The 18,064-nt window shown below is 66.9% G+C and carries 16 protein-coding genes; 12 read left to right on the top strand and 4 right to left on the bottom strand.

The genetic code is table 11. From position 1 onward, the window contains the following. Positions 1-14: 14 nt before the first annotated feature. Genes IE266_RS17105 through IE266_RS17095 form a run of 3 tightly spaced genes read right to left on the bottom strand, consistent with a single transcriptional unit; the run spans position 15 to position 2,129 of the window. Positions 15-497: a CinA family protein gene (locus IE266_RS17105; protein WP_189681331.1), complete on the bottom strand. Its 483-nt coding sequence runs from the start codon at positions 495-497 to the stop codon at positions 15-17. Between the two features lie 7 nt (positions 498-504). After that, positions 505-993 (bottom strand): phosphatidylglycerophosphatase A family protein, encoded by a 489-nt coding sequence (locus tag IE266_RS17100; RefSeq protein ID WP_189681330.1) that lies wholly within the window; start codon positions 991-993, stop codon positions 505-507. Further along, on the bottom strand, positions 990-2,129 hold the full coding sequence (locus tag IE266_RS17095; RefSeq protein ID WP_189681329.1) for a bifunctional 2-C-methyl-D-erythritol 4-phosphate cytidylyltransferase/2-C-methyl-D-erythritol 2,4-cyclodiphosphate synthase: 1,140 nt from the start codon (positions 2,127-2,129) through the stop codon (positions 990-992). The genes IE266_RS17100 and IE266_RS17095 overlap by 4 nt, the downstream gene beginning before the upstream one ends. Before the next feature lie 194 nt (positions 2,130-2,323). On the opposite strand from IE266_RS17095, the gene dusB reads away from it, so the two are divergent. The 5 genes from dusB (at position 2,324) to ntrX (ending at position 9,569) form a co-directional block, all read left to right on the top strand. Next, on the top strand, positions 2,324-3,319 hold the full coding sequence (dusB, locus tag IE266_RS17090; RefSeq protein WP_268249760.1) for a tRNA dihydrouridine synthase DusB: 996 nt from the start codon (positions 2,324-2,326) through the stop codon (positions 3,317-3,319). Beyond that, positions 3,316-4,398, top strand: a complete 1,083-nt coding sequence (locus IE266_RS17085) for a two-component system sensor histidine kinase NtrB (protein ID WP_189681327.1) — start codon at positions 3,316-3,318, stop codon at positions 4,396-4,398. The genes dusB and IE266_RS17085 overlap by 4 nt, the downstream gene beginning before the upstream one ends. Then, positions 4,398-5,765: a response regulator gene (locus tag IE266_RS17080; RefSeq protein WP_189681326.1), complete on the top strand. Its 1,368-nt coding sequence runs from the start codon at positions 4,398-4,400 to the stop codon at positions 5,763-5,765. Before IE266_RS17085 ends, IE266_RS17080 begins: the two co-directional genes overlap by 1 nt. 100 nt (positions 5,766-5,865) lie before the next feature. Next, positions 5,866-8,157 carry a sensor histidine kinase NtrY-like gene (locus IE266_RS17075; RefSeq protein ID WP_189681325.1) on the top strand — a complete coding sequence of 764 codons (2,292 nt, stop codon included), beginning with the start codon at positions 5,866-5,868 and terminating at the stop codon, positions 8,155-8,157. Then, a complete protein-coding gene (gene ntrX / locus IE266_RS17070; protein ID WP_189681324.1) occupies positions 8,154-9,569 on the top strand; it encodes a nitrogen assimilation response regulator NtrX in 1,416 nt (471 codons plus the stop codon). Before IE266_RS17075 ends, ntrX begins: the two co-directional genes overlap by 4 nt. A 132-nt stretch (positions 9,570-9,701) precedes the next feature. On the opposite strand, the gene IE266_RS17065 is transcribed toward ntrX, so the two are convergent. Beyond that, positions 9,702-10,169 carry a hypothetical protein gene (locus tag IE266_RS17065; RefSeq protein ID WP_189681323.1) on the bottom strand — a complete coding sequence of 156 codons (468 nt, stop codon included), beginning with the start codon at positions 10,167-10,169 and terminating at the stop codon, positions 9,702-9,704. 105 nt (positions 10,170-10,274) lie between these two features. Here IE266_RS17065 and trkA point away from each other — a divergent pair, with 105 nt between their 5' ends. The 7 genes from trkA to IE266_RS17030 all read left to right on the top strand — a co-directional run bounded on the left by trkA (position 10,275) and on the right by IE266_RS17030 (position 17,915). Then, positions 10,275-11,645, top strand: a complete 1,371-nt coding sequence (gene trkA / locus IE266_RS17060) for a Trk system potassium transporter TrkA (protein ID WP_189681322.1) — start codon at positions 10,275-10,277, stop codon at positions 11,643-11,645. A 39-nt stretch (positions 11,646-11,684) separates the two neighbouring features. Further along, positions 11,685-13,178 (top strand): TrkH family potassium uptake protein, encoded by a 1,494-nt coding sequence (locus IE266_RS17055; protein WP_229864227.1) that lies wholly within the window; start codon positions 11,685-11,687, stop codon positions 13,176-13,178. A 132-nt stretch (positions 13,179-13,310) separates the two neighbouring features. Then, entirely contained in the window at positions 13,311-13,550 is a 240-nt protein-coding gene (gene hfq / locus IE266_RS17050) for an RNA chaperone Hfq (protein WP_088648030.1), read from the top strand. Further along, the gene (gene hflX, locus IE266_RS17045) at positions 13,550-14,821 is read left to right on the top strand and encodes a GTPase HflX (protein WP_189681320.1); all 1,272 of its coding nucleotides are present in this window, start codon (positions 13,550-13,552) and stop codon (positions 14,819-14,821) included. Before hfq ends, hflX begins: the two co-directional genes overlap by 1 nt. Positions 14,822-15,070: 249 nt before the next feature. Beyond that, positions 15,071-16,042, top strand: coding sequence for an XdhC family protein (locus tag IE266_RS17040; protein WP_189681319.1), 972 nt, complete (start codon positions 15,071-15,073; stop codon positions 16,040-16,042). Beyond that, positions 16,039-17,049, top strand: a complete 1,011-nt coding sequence (locus tag IE266_RS17035) for a molybdopterin-binding protein (RefSeq protein ID WP_189681318.1) — start codon at positions 16,039-16,041, stop codon at positions 17,047-17,049. Before IE266_RS17040 ends, IE266_RS17035 begins: the two co-directional genes overlap by 4 nt. After that, entirely contained in the window at positions 17,046-17,915 is an 870-nt protein-coding gene (locus tag IE266_RS17030; RefSeq protein ID WP_189681317.1) for an MBL fold metallo-hydrolase, read from the top strand. Before IE266_RS17035 ends, IE266_RS17030 begins: the two co-directional genes overlap by 4 nt. Positions 17,916-18,064: the final 149 nt, after the last annotated feature.

The raw sequence follows: 18,064 nt of genomic DNA, 5'->3' as shown, positions 1-18,064 counted from the left end.
CAGTTTGAGGCCCGTCAGGAAGACGCGCCGGCGTCCAGTGCGTTCATCAGCAGTTTCAACGCGTGGTCCCTTGCGGCGACCCGCACCTCTGCGCGGCCGAGGGCGCCGAATTCGACGGTTTCCACTAAGGTCGGGCGGTTCTTGGCGGCAAGGCCGAAGCAGGCCCGGCCCTCGGGCTTGAACTCCGATCCGCCCGGTCCGGCAATGCCGGTGATGGAGACTGCGAGTTCCACCGGCGCATGGGCCAACGCGCCCTCCGCCATCTCGCGGGCAACCTCCTCGGAGACCGCGCCATGGGCGTCGAGCGTCGCTTTCCGGACGCCCAGCATGTCCATCTTCGCCGCGTTGGAGTAGGTCACGAAGCCGCGCTCGACCACGTCGGAAGAGCCCGGAACATCGGTCAGCGCCGCCGCGACCATGCCGCCGGTGCAACTTTCGGCCGTGGCGATATGCACACCCTGCGCGCGGGCAGCCTCCAGCAGCGCGGCGACGTTCATCGCCCCATCACCCATGCGCGACCCAGGCCATCAGCCTCACCCCGGCTGCGGCCAGGACGCCCGCGATCACGTCATCCAGCATCACTCCCGCCGGATCGTTACGGCGGTCGGCCCAGCCGACAGGGCCGGGTTTCCAGACGTCGAAGAGGCGGAACAGCACGAAGGCCGCAACCCATCCGGGCCAGAGCGCGGTGATCGGCAACTCCATGCGCCAGGCGGCCCAGGACAGCGGCAGCAGGGCGACGAACTGGCCCACCACCTCGTCCACCACGATTTCGGAGGGGTCATGGTTCGCCGAGGCCTTGGTCATTTCGGTGGTCGCCCAGATCCCCAGTACGAAGACCACGACCGCGGCGCCAAGCAGGACAGGAAAGCCACCCAGCGTGTGCAGCGCCCAGGCCAGCGGTAGCGCAACTGCCGAGCCCCAGGTGCCGGGGGCAGGGCGCAGATAGCCGACCCCGCAGACCGTGCCGATGGACTGTGCGATCAGCTTCATGGTGCCACCAGCGTCGCGGTGGCGATGGCGGCGATGCCTTCGCCCCGGCCGGTAAAGCCCAGTTTCTCAGAGGTTGTCGCCTTTACCGAAACCCGCGATTGCTCGATGCCCAGGGCCGCCGCCATGGCCGCGCACATCGCTTCGGCATGAGGGGCGATCTTGGGCGCTTCGCAGATCAGCGTGCAGTCAACGTTGGTCAGGCGGAAACCCATCTCGCGGGCAAGGTCGACAGCATGGCGCAGGAAAACCCGGCTGTCGGCGCCCTTCCACTGCGGATCGCTGGGCGGAAAGTGCCGGCCGATATCGCCCTGCGCGAGCGCGCCATAGATCGCATCCGTCACCGCGTGCATCCCGACGTCGGCGTCGGAATGTCCGACCAGCCCGCGCCCATGCGGTACCTGCACCCCGCAGAGCGTGACATGATCGCCGGCCCCGAACGCGTGCACGTCGAACCCATTCCCAAGCCTTACATCCATCTTGCCTCGCAGGATATTCTCGGCGCGGAGAAAATCCTGCGCCAGCGTTACTTTGAAGTTGTCCTCGTCGCCGGGAAGCATTGCAACGTCCAGCCCATATGCCCGCGCGACCTCTACGTCGTCGGCGGCCCCGCCCGGATGGGCAGCATGGGCGGCCCGGATCGCAGCAAGGTCGAAGCCCTGCGGCGTCTGCGCCCGGAACAGGCCGGTGCGGTCGCGGGTGCCGCTCACCTTTCCGTTCTCGCCGGTCCAGAGCGCATCGACCACCGCCAGCGCCGGTGCGGCAGCCAGAGCGCCGGCCTCCAGCGCCCCGATCACGCTCTCGATCACCGTTGCGCTGACGCAGGGCCGCGCGGCGTCGTGGATCAGCACGCGTGTCGCTCCGGAGTCCGACAGGGCCTCCAGCCCCGACTGCACCGAAGCGGCCCGCTCGGCGCCGCCAGTGGCGACAAGGATGCCCCGCGCCTCGAAATCCGTCCGCCGGTGCATGTCATCGGGATGCAGCACCAAAGCGATCTGTCCGATTCCCGGCACGGCCTGAAACGCCGCAATCGTATGCTCGACCATCGGCCGCCCGGCGATCGGCCGCCATTGCTTTGGCTCACCGCCCCCGGCGCGCAGGCCGCGACCTGCGGCGACGATGAGAGCGGCGGTGGTCATGTCAGGATTTGGCCTTTTCGGAACGTCCGGTTTCAGGCGCTCTGTCTAAGGGTTGCCACCCCGCGAGGCAATTGCCTGTTGAGGTGTGCTCAAAAAACAGGCAGGTGCCTATTATGCGGCCGGGAATTGCCCGCGCGACATTGTGCCCGGCCGATGCGCTGGCTAGGGATCGCTCATGCACAAGGTTTAGGCAGTTGATCGTTCACATCGGTTCCAGAGCTCTCACTCCGCCGGTCTTCCTCGCCCCGATGGCAGGGATCACCGACCGTCCGTTCCGCGACCTCGTCGCGCGGTTCGGCGCCGGTCTCGTCGTCTCCGAGATGGTGGCCAGCCAGGAAATGGTCCAGGCCCGTCGCGGCACCCGCGAGCGCGCCGAACTGGGGATCGAGGCGGCCAATACTGCCGTCCAACTGGCCGGGCGCGAAGCGCATTGGATGGCCGAGGCGGCTCGCATGGTCGAGGCAGGCGGCGCGTCGATCATCGACATCAACATGGGCTGCCCGGCCAAGAAGGTGACCAGCGGCTATTCCGGTTCGGCCTTGATGAAGACCCCGGATCACGCGTTGAGCCTGATCGAGGCCGTCGTCAGTGCGGTGTCGGTGCCGGTGACGCTGAAGATGCGGCTGGGCTGGGACCACGACATGCTGAACGCCGCCGAAATCGCCAAGCGCGCCGAATCTGCTGGCGTGCAGATGGTTACGGTGCATGGGCGCACCCGTTGCCAGTTCTACACCGGGCGCGCCGATTGGGCGGCCATCCGCCCTGTGGTCGAGGCGGTCGACCTGCCGGTCATCGCCAATGGCGACATTACCACCCCGGAGCGCGCAGGTGCGGCGCTGAAGGCCTCGGGCGCGGCGGGCGTGATGGTAGGGCGGGGGGCGCAGGGACAGCCCTGGCAACTTGCCCGGATCGCGGCAGCGCTGTTCGCCACGCCAGAGCCGGAGGTGCCTGTAGGCGCGGCCTTTGTCGCCATGGTGCGCGAACACTACGAATCCATGCTGTCCTTCTACGGCGCCGACTTGGGCCTGCGCGTCGCGCGCAAGCACCTGGGCTGGTACATGGACACCGCCGGCACCGCGCCGGCCCTGCGTCGCGCGGTGCTGACCTCGCGCGATGCGCGCCAGGTGCTGGAGCTGATCGGCGAGGCGATGGTCGCTGCCGAACCCGAGACGAAGGCGGTGGCGGCATGACGGAAGACACGGCAATCTGGGCCTCGCTGCCGGTGCCGGCTTTTCTCCTGGACGAGGAAGACCGCGTTACCAACATGAACGCGCCGGCCGAGGGCTTCGTGAATACCTCGATGCGCAGCGCTGCGGGGCGGCTGCTGTGGGAGCTGATTTCAGTCGACACGCCGATCGAACGCGCGCTTGCCCGCGCCCGCGAGAACAGCACGCCGCTCTTCGTCAACGACGCCAATATCGCCGCCGGCGGGCGCGATCCGCTGCAATGCGCGCTGCAGGTCGCGCCGCTGCAAGGGGCGGAGGGGCAGATGCTCATGCTGGTAACGCCACGCGAACTGGCGGGCCGGATGACCCAGAGCCATTCGGTCAAGTCGGCGGCGCAATCGGCCATCGGCATGGCCGAGATGCTGGCGCACGAGATCAAGAACCCGCTGGCCGGGATCACCGGAGCGGCGCAGCTGCTCAGCATGAATCTTGCGCCGGAAGATCTTGAACTGACGGATCTTATCGTCGCCGAGAGCCGCCGGATCGTGAAGCTGCTGGAACAGGTGGAGCAATTCGGCAACCTCCTGACGCCAGATCTGCGCCCGGTCAATATCCACGACGTTCTGGACCGCGCCCGGCGCTCGGCGCTGCTGGGCTTCGGGGCGCACATGAAGATCGTCGAGGATTACGATCCCTCGCTTCCGCTGGCCTACGGCGACCCCGACCAGCTGCTGCAGGTCGTGCTGAACCTTCTAAAGAATGCCTCCGAAGCCGCTGATCCAAAAGGCGGAACCATCCGGATCCATACCTTCTTCGAACACTCCTTCAGCCTGCGCCGCTCCGATGGTTCGGGCCAGTCGCTGCCCCTGCAGATCGAGATCATCGACGACGGCCCCGGCATTCCCGAGGCGATCCGCGAAGAGATCTTCGACCCCTTCGTTTCGGGGCGCGAGAATGGCACCGGCCTCGGGCTGGCGCTGGTGAGCAAGATCGTCTCGGACCACGGGGGATGGATCTCCGTCACCTCGCAACCCGGACGCACCGTATTTCGTCTGTCCCTGCCGCGCGTGCCGCGGGGGACGATAACTGAGGAGACCACCTGATGGACGGCACTGTCCTGGTCGCGGATGACGACCGCACGATCCGCACCGTTCTGACCCAGGCGCTGACCCGCGCAGGCTGCAAGGTCCACGCGACCAGTTCGCTGACCACGCTGATGCGCTGGGTGGGCGAGGGCAAAGGCGACGTGGTCATCTCGGACGTCATGATGCCCGACGGCAATGGCCTGGAGATGCTGCCGAAAATCGCGCAGGACCGGCCCGGCCTGCCGGTGATCGTGATCTCGGCGCAGAACACCATCATGACGGCGATCCAGGCGGCCGAGGCCGAGGCCTACGACTATCTGCCGAAGCCTTTCGACCTGCCCGACCTGATGAAGCGCACCGCGCGGGCGCTGGAACTCAAACGCCACCGCCCCGCAGAAAAGCGGGTCGAGGTGGACGAACGCCCCGACGACCTGCCATTGGTGGGCCGCACTCCGGTCATGCAGGCGCTGTATCGACTGGTGGCGCGGGTTATGAACACCGACCTGCCGGTGCTGATCTCGGGTGAAAGCGGAACTGGCAAGTCGCTGATCGCGCGGGCGATTCACGACTTCTCCGACCGCCGCACATTGCCCTATGTCACCGTCACCGCGGCGGATCTGCGCGAGCTGGAAGGGCCCGCGCGGGTTCTGGCGCGGGTCAAGGGCGGCTCGCTGCTGATCGACGAGATCTCCGACATCGACGACGAAATCCAGGCCCGCATCGTCCGCATGATGGATGTGCCGGGCGACCACGTCCCGCGCTTCATGGCGACCAGCCAGACCAACCTCGCCCAAGCGATGGAGGCCGGCCACGTGCGCCGCGACCTCTACTACCGCCTCAGCGGCGCAACCCTGCATGTGCCGGCCCTGCGCGAACGGGTCGACGATGTTCCGCTGCTGGCGCAGCACTTCCTCGCCCGCGCCGAACGGGAAGGCGCCCCCAAGCGTCGGCTTGGCGCGCAGGCCGAAGAGCTGTTCCGGGTCTACAGTTGGCCCGGCAACGTGCGTCAGCTGGAAAACGCCATCCGCCGGCTCGTGCTGACCAGCCGCGCCGAGGAAATCACCCGTGCCGAGGTCGAACAGGTGCTGGGCAACCAGCCCGAGGTCGAGCCGGTGCTCGGGAAGGGCGAGGGCGAAAAGCTGTCTGCCTCGGTGGCGCGCCACTTGCAGCGCTACTTCGACCTGCATGGCAACATGCTGCCGCCGCCGGGCCTCTATGGACGCATTCTCAAGGAAATGGAGATCCCGCTCATCGAGATCGCGCTCGAGGCGACCGGTGGAAACCAGGCCAAATGCGCCGATCTGCTCGGTATCAACCGCAATACTTTGCGCAAGAAGATCACGGACCTCGATATTCAGGTGACACGGCGCCGCAAATTGATGTAAAAAGGCCACAGAAGCGTGGCATGTGGGTGTTCGCACCTGCCGTGACCACGACGTTTTGGCGGTCAGCTGCTCGAGCAGCGCATCAGGATGAGGACGGCGGGTGGTTTCCCGGTCGCAAAGTCGGTCGATTCTGGCGTTCAACCGTTGGCGCCGGACGCGCCGCGTCCAGAACGCGGCGACGCTTGGGTTGGTGGTCCTTGGGCCCGTCCTTGCGCTTGTCACCTTCCTGGCCATCGGCACCTTCGATCGCGGCCCCTCGGCCATGGCGCTGCGCTCGGTGCTGCTTGCCGACCTGGTCTATGTCCTTGTCGTCGCCGCATTGGTGCTGGGCCAGCTCGGCCGCATCATTGCCGCCCGCCGCGCCAAGTCGGCGGGCTCGCGGCTGCACCTGCGCCTGATCGGTGTCTTTACCCTGCTGGCGCTGATCCCGACCGTGACGGTGGCGGTCTTTGCCGGCATGACGGTGAATATCGGCCTTGAAGGCTGGTTCTCGGATCGTGTCAGCCGCGTCGTCGGCTCGTCGCTGGCCGCCGCGCAGGCCTATGAGCAGGAACAGCGCCGGGACCTCGAGGAAGACGCCACCGCGCTCGGCAGGTTCCTCGACTCCGCCCGCCGCGTCACCGTCTTCATGTCGGACGCCGAACTGCGGGTGGTCCTCACACAGGCCCAGCCGCAGATCCAGCGCGGCCTCAAGGAAGCCTATGTCATCGACGGCACCGGCGACATCCGCGCGCGTGGCGAGGGTTCCTATCTCTTCGACTTCGAGCATCCGACGCCCGATCAGATCGCCGAGGCCAGCACCAATGGCATCACTGTCATCCAGGACTGGGACAACAACGAATTCCGGGCGCTGGTGCGGCTCGACGCCTTCGTCGACCGCTTCCTCTATGTCAGCCGCCTGGTCGACGGACAGATCCTCAGCCTTCTGGACGAGACCAAAGAGACCATCCGTCTCTATCAGCAGCTCGAGAATGAACGCGGCCGCGTGGTCTTCGAGTTCGGGCTGCTCTACCTCGGCTTCGCGGTGATCCTGATCCTTGCCGCGATCTGGCTGGGCCTGTGGTTCGCCGAACGCCTGTCGCGCCCGGTGGGGCGCCTGACCCTCGCGGCGCAGCAGGTCGGGGCAGGGGATCTCGACGTGCAGGTGATCGAGGAAGACACCGACGATGAAATCTCAATGCTCGGGCGCTACTTCAACCAGATGACCCGGCAACTGAAAGGCCAGCGCGAGACGCTGCTGGACAACACCCGCCAGATCGAACGCCGCCGCCGGCTGTTCGATTCCGTGCTGTCCTCAGTGACGTCGGGCGTGGTCGGGCTCGATCCCGAGGGCCGCGTTGCCTTCGTCAACCGCTCTGCCGAGCGGCTGCTGGCATGGTCGGGCGAGGGGCAGTTGCTTGCCCTGGCGGTGGCGATTCCCGAATTCGGCCCCCTGTTCCACAACCTGCGCACCGGTGCCAACGAGGTGGTGCAGGGCGAGGTCAAGGTCACGCGCAATGGTCGGCTCGAGAACCTGCTCGTCCGCATGGCCACCCGGCGCAACGAACATGGCCGCCTCGAAGGCTACGTGGTGGCCTTCGACGATGTGACCGACCTCGTCAGCGCCCAGCGCATGGCCGCCTGGGGCGACGTGGCGCGGCGCATCGCGCATGAGATCAAGAACCCGCTCACGCCGATCCAGCTTTCGGCCGAACGGATCCGCCGCAAGTTCTCGCCGCTGGTGGGCGAAGAGAGCGAGCGGCTCGAGGCGATGACCGACGTGATCATCCGCCAGACCGGGGATCTGCGCCGCATCGTCGACGAATTTTCCAAGTTCGCGCGGATGCCCGAGCCCGACCGCCGCACCGAGGACCTGACCCGCCTGGTGCGCGATGCGGTGCTGCTGCAGCAGACCGGCCAGCCCGACGTGACCATCCGCTCCAACCTGCCGGACGGGCCACTCGAGGCCGAACTCGACGCGACGATGATCGGTCAGGCGCTGACCAACCTCATAAAGAACGCCGGCGAAGCGATCGAGACCCTGCGCCAGAAAGGCGCGCCCGAGGGCTTTTCCCCGGAGATCCGCGTGACGCTGACCCCGCGCGCGCAGGATTGCGAGATCACAATCGCCGACAATGGCATCGGTCTGCCCGAGGACCGCGCCCGGCTGTTCGAACCTTATGTCACAACACGCAACGAAGGGACGGGCCTTGGCCTGCCCATCGTCAAGAAGATCATCGAGGAACACGGCGGTAGCCTCGCCCTCGAAGATGCCCCGGTATTTGATGGCAACACGCACCACGGCGCCATGGCTGTGATCCGCCTGCCGACCGGGCCCGCAGCGGGCACGATTACGCCCGGCTCCGTGAAAGACGAGGCAAACATAACAGAAAAAGAAGCAGGATCGACATGAGTGATATTCTAATCGTTGACGACGAACGCGATATTCGCGAGCTGGTTTCGGACATCCTCGAAGACGAGGGTTATGCCACGAGGCTCGCGGGGAATTCCGATGAGTGCATGCAGGCGATCAATACCGAGCCGCCGGCGCTGATGATCCTCGACATTTGGCTCAAGGACAGCCGGATGGACGGCATCGACATCCTCAAGGCGGTCAAACGGGACAATCCGGATGTGCCGGTGGTCATCATTTCGGGCCACGGCAACATCGAGATCGCGGTGGCGGCGATCAAGCAGGGTGCCTACGACTTCATCGAGAAGCCCTTCAACATCGACCAGCTGATGGTGGTGATCCGCCGCGCGATGGAGGCCAGCCGCCTGCGCCGCGAGAATTCCTCGCTCAAGCGCCGCGAGGTGACCACTGCCGACATGATCGGGCAGAGCGCGGCCTTCCGCACGCTGATCGGCCAGCTCGACAAGGTGACCAAGTCGAACGGCCGGGTGATGCTGACCGGGCCGGCAGGCTCGGGCAAGGAGATCGCCGCGCGCTATATCCACGCCCATTCCAACCGCTCCGCGGCGCCCTTCGTCACCGTGAACTGCGCCGGCGTCGAACCGTCGCGGATGGAAGAGGTGCTGTTCGGGCGCGAGTCTCCCGAGCGCGGGGTCGAGCCGGGCCTGCTGGAACAGGCGCATGGCGGGGTGATCTATTTCGACGAGGTCGCCGACATGCCCGTCGGGACCCAGTCGAAGATCCTGCGCGTGCTGGTCGACCAGCAGTTCAGCCGGGTCGGTGGCAACGACAAGGTACGGGTCGACCTGCGGGTGATTTCCTCGACCAACCGCGATCTCGAAGCCGAGATCCGCGCCGGCCAGTTCCGCCAGGAACTCTTCCACCGCCTGAACGTGGTGCCGATCTCGGTGCCCTCGCTCGAAGAGCGCCGCGACGACATCCCGCTGCTGGCCGAGGCCTTCATCGCGCAATGCAACGCTGCTCAAGGCCTGCCGATCCGCCCGCTCAGCGAGGAGGCGGTCGCGCTGATGCAGACCATGGCCTGGCCGGGCAACGTGCGCCAGCTCAAGAACCTGGTGGAGCGCGTGCTGATCCTCGGCGAGGGCACGGGGCCGATCGAGGCCCGCGAACTGCCGGCGGAACAGGAAGGCGGCAGCGAGGAGGGCCGGGTGGTGCTCTCGGGCGCGCTGGCGACCCTGCCGCTGCGCGAGGCGCGCGAGGCTTTCGAGCGCGAGTATCTGCTGACCCAGATCAACCGCTTCGGCGGCAACATCAGCCGCACGGCAAGCTTTGTCGGCATGGAGCGTTCTGCGCTGCACCGCAAGCTGAAGTCGCTGGGCGTGGTGACCACGACCAAATCGGGGGCAAGGATTGCCTACCTCGACGAATTGAGCCCGGAAGCGGCGGAATAGGCGTGGAGCGAATTCCTGCGAGGAATTCGCTCCGGTTTCCTGCGAGGAAACCGGGCTCCCGATTAGACGCATAACGCGGACGAATTCCTCGAAGGAATTCGTCCGTTTTCCTCGAAGGAAAACGACCTTGGCTCACCGCGTGGTGACGATCTGCCAGGTGCCGTCGCGGTTCATCACCGCGCAGGACTTCTCGTCGATTTTCGGCAGCACCTTCGTCGCGCCCGGCGGCACCGCCTGCGCCACCGCACTCTCGCAGCGCGGGATGGTGACGGGCTGATAGCCCTTCCGGCCCATGCATTGATCCATCAACCGCGCCCGCAGGCCGCTGTTGACATCGACGGTATAGAAGCCGCCGCTGCGCCAGTAGCCAGGATATGTCGTGCAGGCGCCATTGGGCACGCAGACCTGTCGACCGGGCACGAAAATGGGCGGGTTCTCGCGGATCTGGTTGGCGACCGGCGCGTCGCGCAGGGACGACACCTCGCAGGCAGTCCGGTCGGTGTCGAGCCGGGCGACGCTGACGCCGGGGCGGTAATAGATCGACAGCGGCGCGCAGGCGGCCACCAGCGAGAGCAGAAGCAGGGAGCGGGCGAATTTCATGCGCTCAGTCTGCACGCGCCGCGCGCGCCTGACAATTGAATTGACCGTGTCCGGGCCATCTGTCATGCAAAGGGTCCTGCGGGCGGGGCCACGGGACGGGACGGCATGAAGGTCATTATTTGCGGCGCGGGTCAGGTCGGCTGGCAAATCGCCCGCCACCTCTCTGGCGAAAGAAACGACGTGACGGTGGTCGACAGCAATGCCGATCTAGTCCGCCGTGCTACCGAGACGCTCGACGTGCAGGGTATTGCCGGTTTCGCCTCCTACCCGGATGTGCTGGAACGCGCCGGCGCCCGAGATGCCGACATGATCATCGCCGCCACCCATTCGGACGAAGTCAACATGGTGACCTGCCAGGTGGCGCATTCGGTCTTTGCGGTGAACCGCAAGATCGCGCGCCTGCGCAGCCAGTCTTATCTCAACGCGATCTATTCCGATCTCTACCGTCGAGATCACCTGCCCATCGACGTGGTGATCTCGCCCGAGCGCGAGGTGGCCGCCGCCGCCATGCGCCGCCTCTCGGCGCCGGCCGCCTTCGACACCGAGGTGTTCATGGACGGCAAGGCGCAGCTGCTCGGCATCACTATCGACGAGAACTGCCCGGTGGTGAACACCGCGCTGCGTCAACTCACCGATCTCTTCTCGACCCTGCGCTCCATCGTCGTCGGAATCCGACGCGAAGGTACGCTCTTCGCGCCCGAGCCGGGCGACCAGATCTTCGTCGGCGACAACTGCTACATCTTCTGCCACACCGATGACGTGGCCCGCACACTCGAGATATTCGGCAAGACGCAGAAAAAGCAGGACCGTGTGGTCATCGTCGGCGGCGGCAATGTCGGGCTGACCGTGGCTGGCGCACTGGAAAAGAGCCGCACCCGCGCCAAGATCATCGAACTCAACCGCGCCATCGCCGAGCGCGCCGCCGAAGCGCTGGAACGCACCATCGTGCTGAACGGCGACGGCCTCGACTCGGCCCTGCTGAACGAGGCGGGCGTCTCGCGCGCCGACGCCATGCTGGCGGTGACCGACGACGACAAGACCAACATGCTGGCGGCGGTGCGGGCCAAGGCCGAAGGCTGCCCCTTTGCCATCGCCCTCATCAACGATCCGACGCTGGTGCCGCTGATGGCGCCGCTGGGGATCGACGCCTATATCAACCCGCGCGCCACGACCGTCAGCTCGATCCTGCGCCACATCCGTCATGGCCGCGTCCGGCAGGTATATTCCATCGGCGATGCCGAGGCCGAGATGATCGAGGCCGAGGTGATGTCGACCTCGCCGCTGGCCGGTCAGACCATGCGCGACATCGATTTCCCCGAAGGGGTGCTGATCGGTGCGGTGATGAAGAACGGCGAGGTGATGCGCCCGCTCGGCACGCTGAAGATCGAGGCCGGCGACGTCATCGCGCTCTTTGCAATGGCCGATGACGTGAGCGAGGTCGAGCGCCTGCTGCAGGTCTCGATCGACTTCTTCTAAGCCATGCGGCGGCAGACCATACCCGGCCCCCTGTTGCGGATGCCGCTGTTCCTGCAGATATCGGCGGTTGCGGCGATCTCCATGCTGCTGCCCTCGGCCCATGCGCTGGTGCTGCGCGACCACGCGACCTCGCGGTCCTTCTTCTACTCCGGCTTGATGGGGCTGATCGTGGTGACGCTCATCGCCCTGGCGATGGCCAGCCGGCCGTCGCGGCACAGCCCGCTGAGCCAGTTGCTGTCCCTTTTCGCGACCTTCGTGATCCTCCCGGCCTTCCTGGCCATCCCGTTCCATGACGCGCTGAAGACCACCACCTTCTTCAACGCCTATGTCGAGATGGTCAGCGCGGTCACCACCACCGGCGCCAGCCTGTTCGAACCCGCGCGCCTCAGCAATTCGCTGCACCTCTGGCGCGCCGAGGTCGGCTGGCTGGGCGGGTTCCTGATGTGGGTCGCCGCCTCTTCGATCCTTGCGCCACTCAGCCTGGGCGGCTTTGAGGTAACCTCGCAGGGCGCGCCTGGCCGCACCGTGGTGGGGCCGATGCGCGGGCCGGGTGTCGATCCGCGCGTGCGTCTCGCGCGGACCACAATGACGCTTGCGCCGATCTACATCGGGTTGACCGTCGCCGTCTGGGTTCTCCTGCTGATCGTCGGAGAGAACTCGCTGGTCGCGCTGTGTCACGCCATGTCGGTCATGGCGACCTCGGGCATTTCTCCGGTCGGCGGGATGGATGGCGCCCATGCCGGGATGGCGGGCGAGGGGATCCTCTTCCTGTTCATGTTCTTCGCGCTTTCGCGCCTCACCTTCTCGAGCGATACCGTAGCGCGTGGTCATGCCCGGCTTGACCGCGACCCGGAATTCCGCGTCGGCCTGCTGATCGTCGTCGTGCTGCCGCTGCTGCTGTTCCTGCGGCACTGGATCGGCGCTATCGATGCCAACGCGGCCGAGAATGCCAGCCTTGCCCTGCGCGCCTATTGGGGGTCGACCTTCACGGTCATGTCCTTCCTGACCACGACCGGTTTTGCCAGCGCCGACTGGGCCGAGGCGCAGCAATGGTCGGGACTGCCGACGCCGGGCATCATCCTCATGGGCCTCGCCGTCTTCGGTGGTGGCGTCGCCACGACCGCCGGGGGGGTGAAGCTGCTACGGGTCTTCGCGCTCTACCTCAGCGGTGTGCGCGAGATGCAGCGGCTGGTGCACCCGTCCTCGGTCACTCCCGAAGGCTCCGAGACCAGCCGGATCCAGAAGAACGGTGCGCTGCTGGCCTTCGTATTCTTCATGCTCTTCGCAGTTTCGCTTGCGGTGATCGCCGCCGCGCTGGCTGCGCTCGGACTGGATTTCGAGAACGCGCTGGTGCTGTCCATCGCCGCCCTGTCTACCACCGGGCCACTGACCGAGCTTGGCTCTTCCAACCCGGTCCGGTTGATCGAACTGGGCAACATGGCCAAGGCGGTGTTCAGCGGCGCGATGGTGCTGGGGCGGCTGGAAATGCTCGCGATCATCGCACTTTTGACACCCGATCTGTGGCGGAATTGATGCCACCTCGGCAACGGTTGAGTAACAGCCTGATTTTTTAGGGTGGAATCTCCCAACGCCACGCTTCATACTTGACACAAGAGGCGCGCTGTGGCGCAGCGGTCGGCAAGAACATAGCGAGATTACGCGAAAATGGCTTCAGACAGACAAAATCTTCAGGACGCGTTCCTGAATCATGTGCGCAAGACGAAAGTTCCGGTCACGATCTTCCTTATCAACGGCGTGAAGCTGCAGGGGGTCATCACCTGGTTCGACAATTTCTGCGTGTTGCTGCGCCGCGACGGGCAGTCGCAGCTTGTTTACAAGCATGCGATTTCGACGATCATGCCTGCTCAGCCGATCAACCTCTACGAGGGTGAAGACGCTTCCTGATGGAACACGACCGGTTGCCCACCCGCGCATGGGTGCTGCATCCTGACCTGAAGACCGACGACCACCGCCGCGCGCCCAAACCCGCGCTGGAGGAAGCGGTTTCGCTCGCCTCCGCGCTGCCCAATCTCGAAGTGCTTGGCTCCAACGTGGTGCCGCTGCCCAAGGCTCATGCCGGGCTGCTTTTCGGCTCGGGCAAGATTGCCGAGTTGAAGGCGGTCTTCGCGGCCAACGAGGTCGAGCTGGTGCTGATCGACGGGCCGGTCTCGCCGGTGCAGCAGCGCAACCTCGAGAAGGAATGGGGCGTCAAGATCCTCGACCGGACCGGGTTGATCCTCGAGATCTTCTCGGATCGCGCCCGCACGCGGGAAGGGGTGCTGCAGGTCGAGATGGCGGCGCTGTCGTATCAGCGGACGCGGCTGGTGCGGGCCTGGACCCACCTGGAGCGTCAGCGCGGCGGGCTTGGTTTTGTCGGCGGCCCTGGTGAAACCCAGATGGAGGCCGACCGCCGGGCCATCGATACCCAGCTGCTGGCACTGAAGAAGCAGCTCGACAAGGTTGCCAAGACCCGCACGCTGCACCGGGCGGCGCGGGCGAAGGTGCCTTATCCGATCGTCGCGCTGGTGGGCTATACCAACGCCGGCAAGTCGACGCTGTTCAACCGGCTGACCGGGGCGGAGGTGCTGGCCAAGGACATGCTCTTCGCCACCCTCGATCCGACGATGCGGCGGCTGCGGCTGCCGGAGGTGACGGAGGTGATCCTGTCCGACACGGTGGGCTTTATCTCGAACCTGCCGACGCAGCTGGTGGCGGCGTTTCGGGCGACGCTGGAGGAGGTGCTGGCCGCCGATCTGATCGTCCACGTCAGGGATATCTCGCACCCCGATACCGGCGCTCAGGCGCGGGACGTGGAGACTATTCTGGCCTCGCTCGGGGTCGAGGAGGGGACGCCGCGGCTGGAGGTCTGGAACAAGGTCGATGCGCTGCCCGCGGAGGAGCGCGAGGCGATGCGGAACCGGGCAGACCGGGACGACGGGGTGCTGGCGATCTCGGCGCTGACGGGTGAAGGGCTGGACGCGCTGTGTTCGGCGATTGCCCTGAAGGTGCAGGATGCGCGGACCGAGGAGCAGCTGCACCTGGGCTTCGACGAGGGCCGCCGCCGGGCCTGGCTGTTCAAGCAGGAGGTGGTCCAGAACGAGACCCAGGGCGAGGACGGATACGAGCTGACGGTGACCTGGACCCCCCGCCAGAAGGCGCAGTTTTCGGCCCTGTGAGGGGCCGGATTCGAGGCGGATTTGGGTGTCCCAGCTAGGACGCTTTTCAAGTTACTGAAATTGCTTGTCTTTTCCGGGGAGTGAATCCGGGACGCTTTTGCGGCGGGCTTTGAGCCGCCGTTCCTTCATCCCGGCTGACCCCGGAGGCATCTTGCCCGAAGGCGAACCGGCGGGACGCGAGGCCCGCGCTCGTTTTGGGGGCAGACTCCGCGCTTCCACCGCCTATATTGTGCCCTGGGAGGGCCTGACATGGACCGTTTCGATACGATACCCGAAACCGCGCTGACCTGGTTCCGCGACGGGATCGGGGCTGCGCTGGCGACCGTGGTGCAAACCTGGGGCAGCGCGCCGCGCCGGGTGGGCGCGCAGCTGGCGGTGGGCGGCGACGGGCGGATCGAGGGGTCGGTCTCGGGCGGTTGCGTCGAGGGGGCGGTGATCGTCGAGGCGATGGAGGCCATGGCCGACGGCAAGCACCGCCTGCTGGAATTCGGCGTGTCGGACGAGGATGCCTTCGCCGTGGGCCTGGCCTGTGGCGGCACCATCAAGGTGCTGGTCGAGCCGGTCGGCAGCGCGCTGCCGGCGGCGCTGCTGGGCGACCTGGTCGAGGCGCGGGCCGCGCGGCGGCCGGTGGCCTATGTGGTCAACACGCAGAGCGGCGCGCGGGCGCTGACCTCGGCGGGGTTCGACGAGCGGTTCCGGATGGACCGTTCGGGCTTTGAGGAGGACGGCGAGACCTTTGTCGCCATCCACAACCCGCCGCTGCGGCTGATCATCGTCGGCGCGGTGCATATCGCGCAGGCGCTGGTGCCGATGGCGCGGATCGCCGGCTATGACCCGGTATTGATCGACCCGCGCGAGACCTTCGGGTCGGACACGCGGTTTCCGGGCGAGACGATCCTGAACGACTGGCCCGACGAGGCGGTGGCGCAGCTGGGGCTGGACGCGCGTACCGCGCTGGTGCTGCTGACACATGATCCCAAGATCGACGATCCGGCCATCGAGGCGGCGCTGCGCTCGCGTGCCTTCTACATCGGCGCGCTGGGGTCGACCCGGACCCATGCAAAGCGGGTCGACCGGCTGACGGCGGCCGGGTTCAGCGAGGCCGAGATCGGGCAGATCCATGCGCCCATCGGCCTGGATATCGGCGCGGCAGGGCCGGCGGAGATTGCGGTTTCGATCCTGGCCGAGATGACGGCCGTGCTGCGCGGGCGGGCCAAGTGAAGTTCGGGCCTGTCCCGGTCGCCGAGGCGGAGGGCGCGGTGCTGGCCCATTCGGTCGCGCTGGAGAAGGGGCGGCTGCGCAAGGGCGCGGTGCTGACGGCGGCGGATGTGGCGGCGCTGGTCGCGGCGGGGCTGAACGAGGTCATCGTCGCTCGGCTCGATCCGGGTGACCTGGGCGAGAACGCGGCGGCCGCGCGGATCGCCGCGGCGCTGGTGCCCGATCCGGCGGCGGCGGGGCTGCGGGTGACCGAGCCCTTTACCGGCCGGGTCAACCTGATTGCCAAGGCGCCGGGCGTGGCGGTGCTGGATGTGGCCGCCATCGAGGCGGTGAACCGGGTGCATCCTATGATCACCCTGGCCACCGTGCCGGCCTTCCAGCAGATGGAGGCCGGGGGCATGGTGGCGACGATCAAGATCATCGCCTATGCGGTGCCGGGAGCGGCGGTGGAGCAGGCGGCGGCGGTTGCCGCGCGCGCGATCCGCATGGCCGGGGTGGTGCATCGCAGCGCCGGGCTGGTGGTCACCGACATTCCGGGCGGCCCGGACAATGCCAAGGGCGTCGCCTCGATCCGGGGCCGGGTCGAGGCGCTGGGGATGGAGCTTGCCGAGGTGCGCACCGTGCCGCATGACACCGGGCGGCTGGCGGCGGCGCTGGGGGATCTCGGCGGTGATATCGCGCTGATCCTGACCGGCTCGGCTACCAGCGACATCGACGACGTGGCGCCCTCGGCGGTGCGGAGGGCCGGCGGCAGCGTGGAACGCTTCGGGATGCCGGTCGACCCCGGGAACCTTCTGTTCCTCGGGCAGTTGGGAGAGCGCGTGGTGATCGGGCTGCCGGGCTGCGCGCGCTCGCCGGCGCTGAACGGCGCGGACTGGGTTCTGTCGCGCATTGCCTGCGGCATCGAGGTCAGCGGCGCCGATATCGCCGGGATGGGCGTGGGCGGTCTGCTGAAGGAGATCCCGACGCGGCCGCAGCCGCGCGCCGGGCGCAAGAGGAGCGAGACATGAGACCGCCCGAGGGGATGCGTATCCTGACGCCTTTGCCGGGGATCTATGCCTATTACGACGGCCGTTTGCCGGGCTATGCCTGGGGGGAGGGCCGGAACTGGGTGGACGATGGTGCGCTGGCGCTGGGGATCGCGAGTTATGCCCTGGTCGCGGGTTCTTCGGCAATTGTCTATGATCCGCATACGACGCTGGAGCACGCGCGGGCGGTGCGGGCGCATCTGGAGCGGCTGGGGGTGCGCGAGTTCACCCTGGTGCTGAGCCATCATCACCTCGACCATGTGGCCGGAACCGAGGTCTTTGCCGATGGCCGCATCATCGCCAATGCGCGGACGGCGGCGCATCTGGAGCGCGACAGGGCGGCGATCGAGGAGGGCACGCTGGGCGGCGCGCCGGCGATCAACCCGCTGATCCTGCCGACCGAGACCTTCGAGGGGCGGATGGAGCTGTCGCTGGGGGGTGAGCGGGTCGAGCTGCTCCACTTCGACATTCACAGCGACGATGCGACCGTGCTCTGGCTGCCCGAGGGGCAGATCCTGCTGGCCGGCGACACGCTGGAGGACACGGTGACCTATGTTGCCGAGCCGCAGGGGTTCGACGCGCATCTGCGCGATCTCGGGCGGCTGCGGGCCCTGGGGCCGCGGCAGATCCTGCCGAACCACGGCCACCCGGATGTGATTGCGGATGGCGGCTATGGCGTCGGATTGATCGGGGCGACGGAGCGCTATATCGCGCTGATCCGCTCGGGTGAGGCGCCGGAGTCGCTGGCGCAGTCGATGGTGCTGTTCGACGAGGACAAGGCCTGTCGCTATGCCGCCTGCTACGAGGCGGTGCACCGGCAGAACCTGCAGCGGGTGCGGAACGGGTAAGCCCCTGCCTCGGGGAAAGGCAGGGGCTGGCTCGCGCTGCGGGACGAGCGGCGCGAGGGATGGAACCGTGGTTTCAGGCGCTGATGGCAAGCACCAGCATCGTGACCGAGGCCGTATATCCGGCGGCAAAGATCAGAAGCAGGGTCGTC

It is taken from the genome of Seohaeicola zhoushanensis (assembly GCF_014656415.1).
Taxonomy (GTDB): Bacteria; Pseudomonadota; Alphaproteobacteria; order Rhodobacterales; family Rhodobacteraceae; genus Seohaeicola_A; species Seohaeicola_A zhoushanensis.
This window is presented reverse-complemented; position numbering and strand designations above follow the sequence as displayed.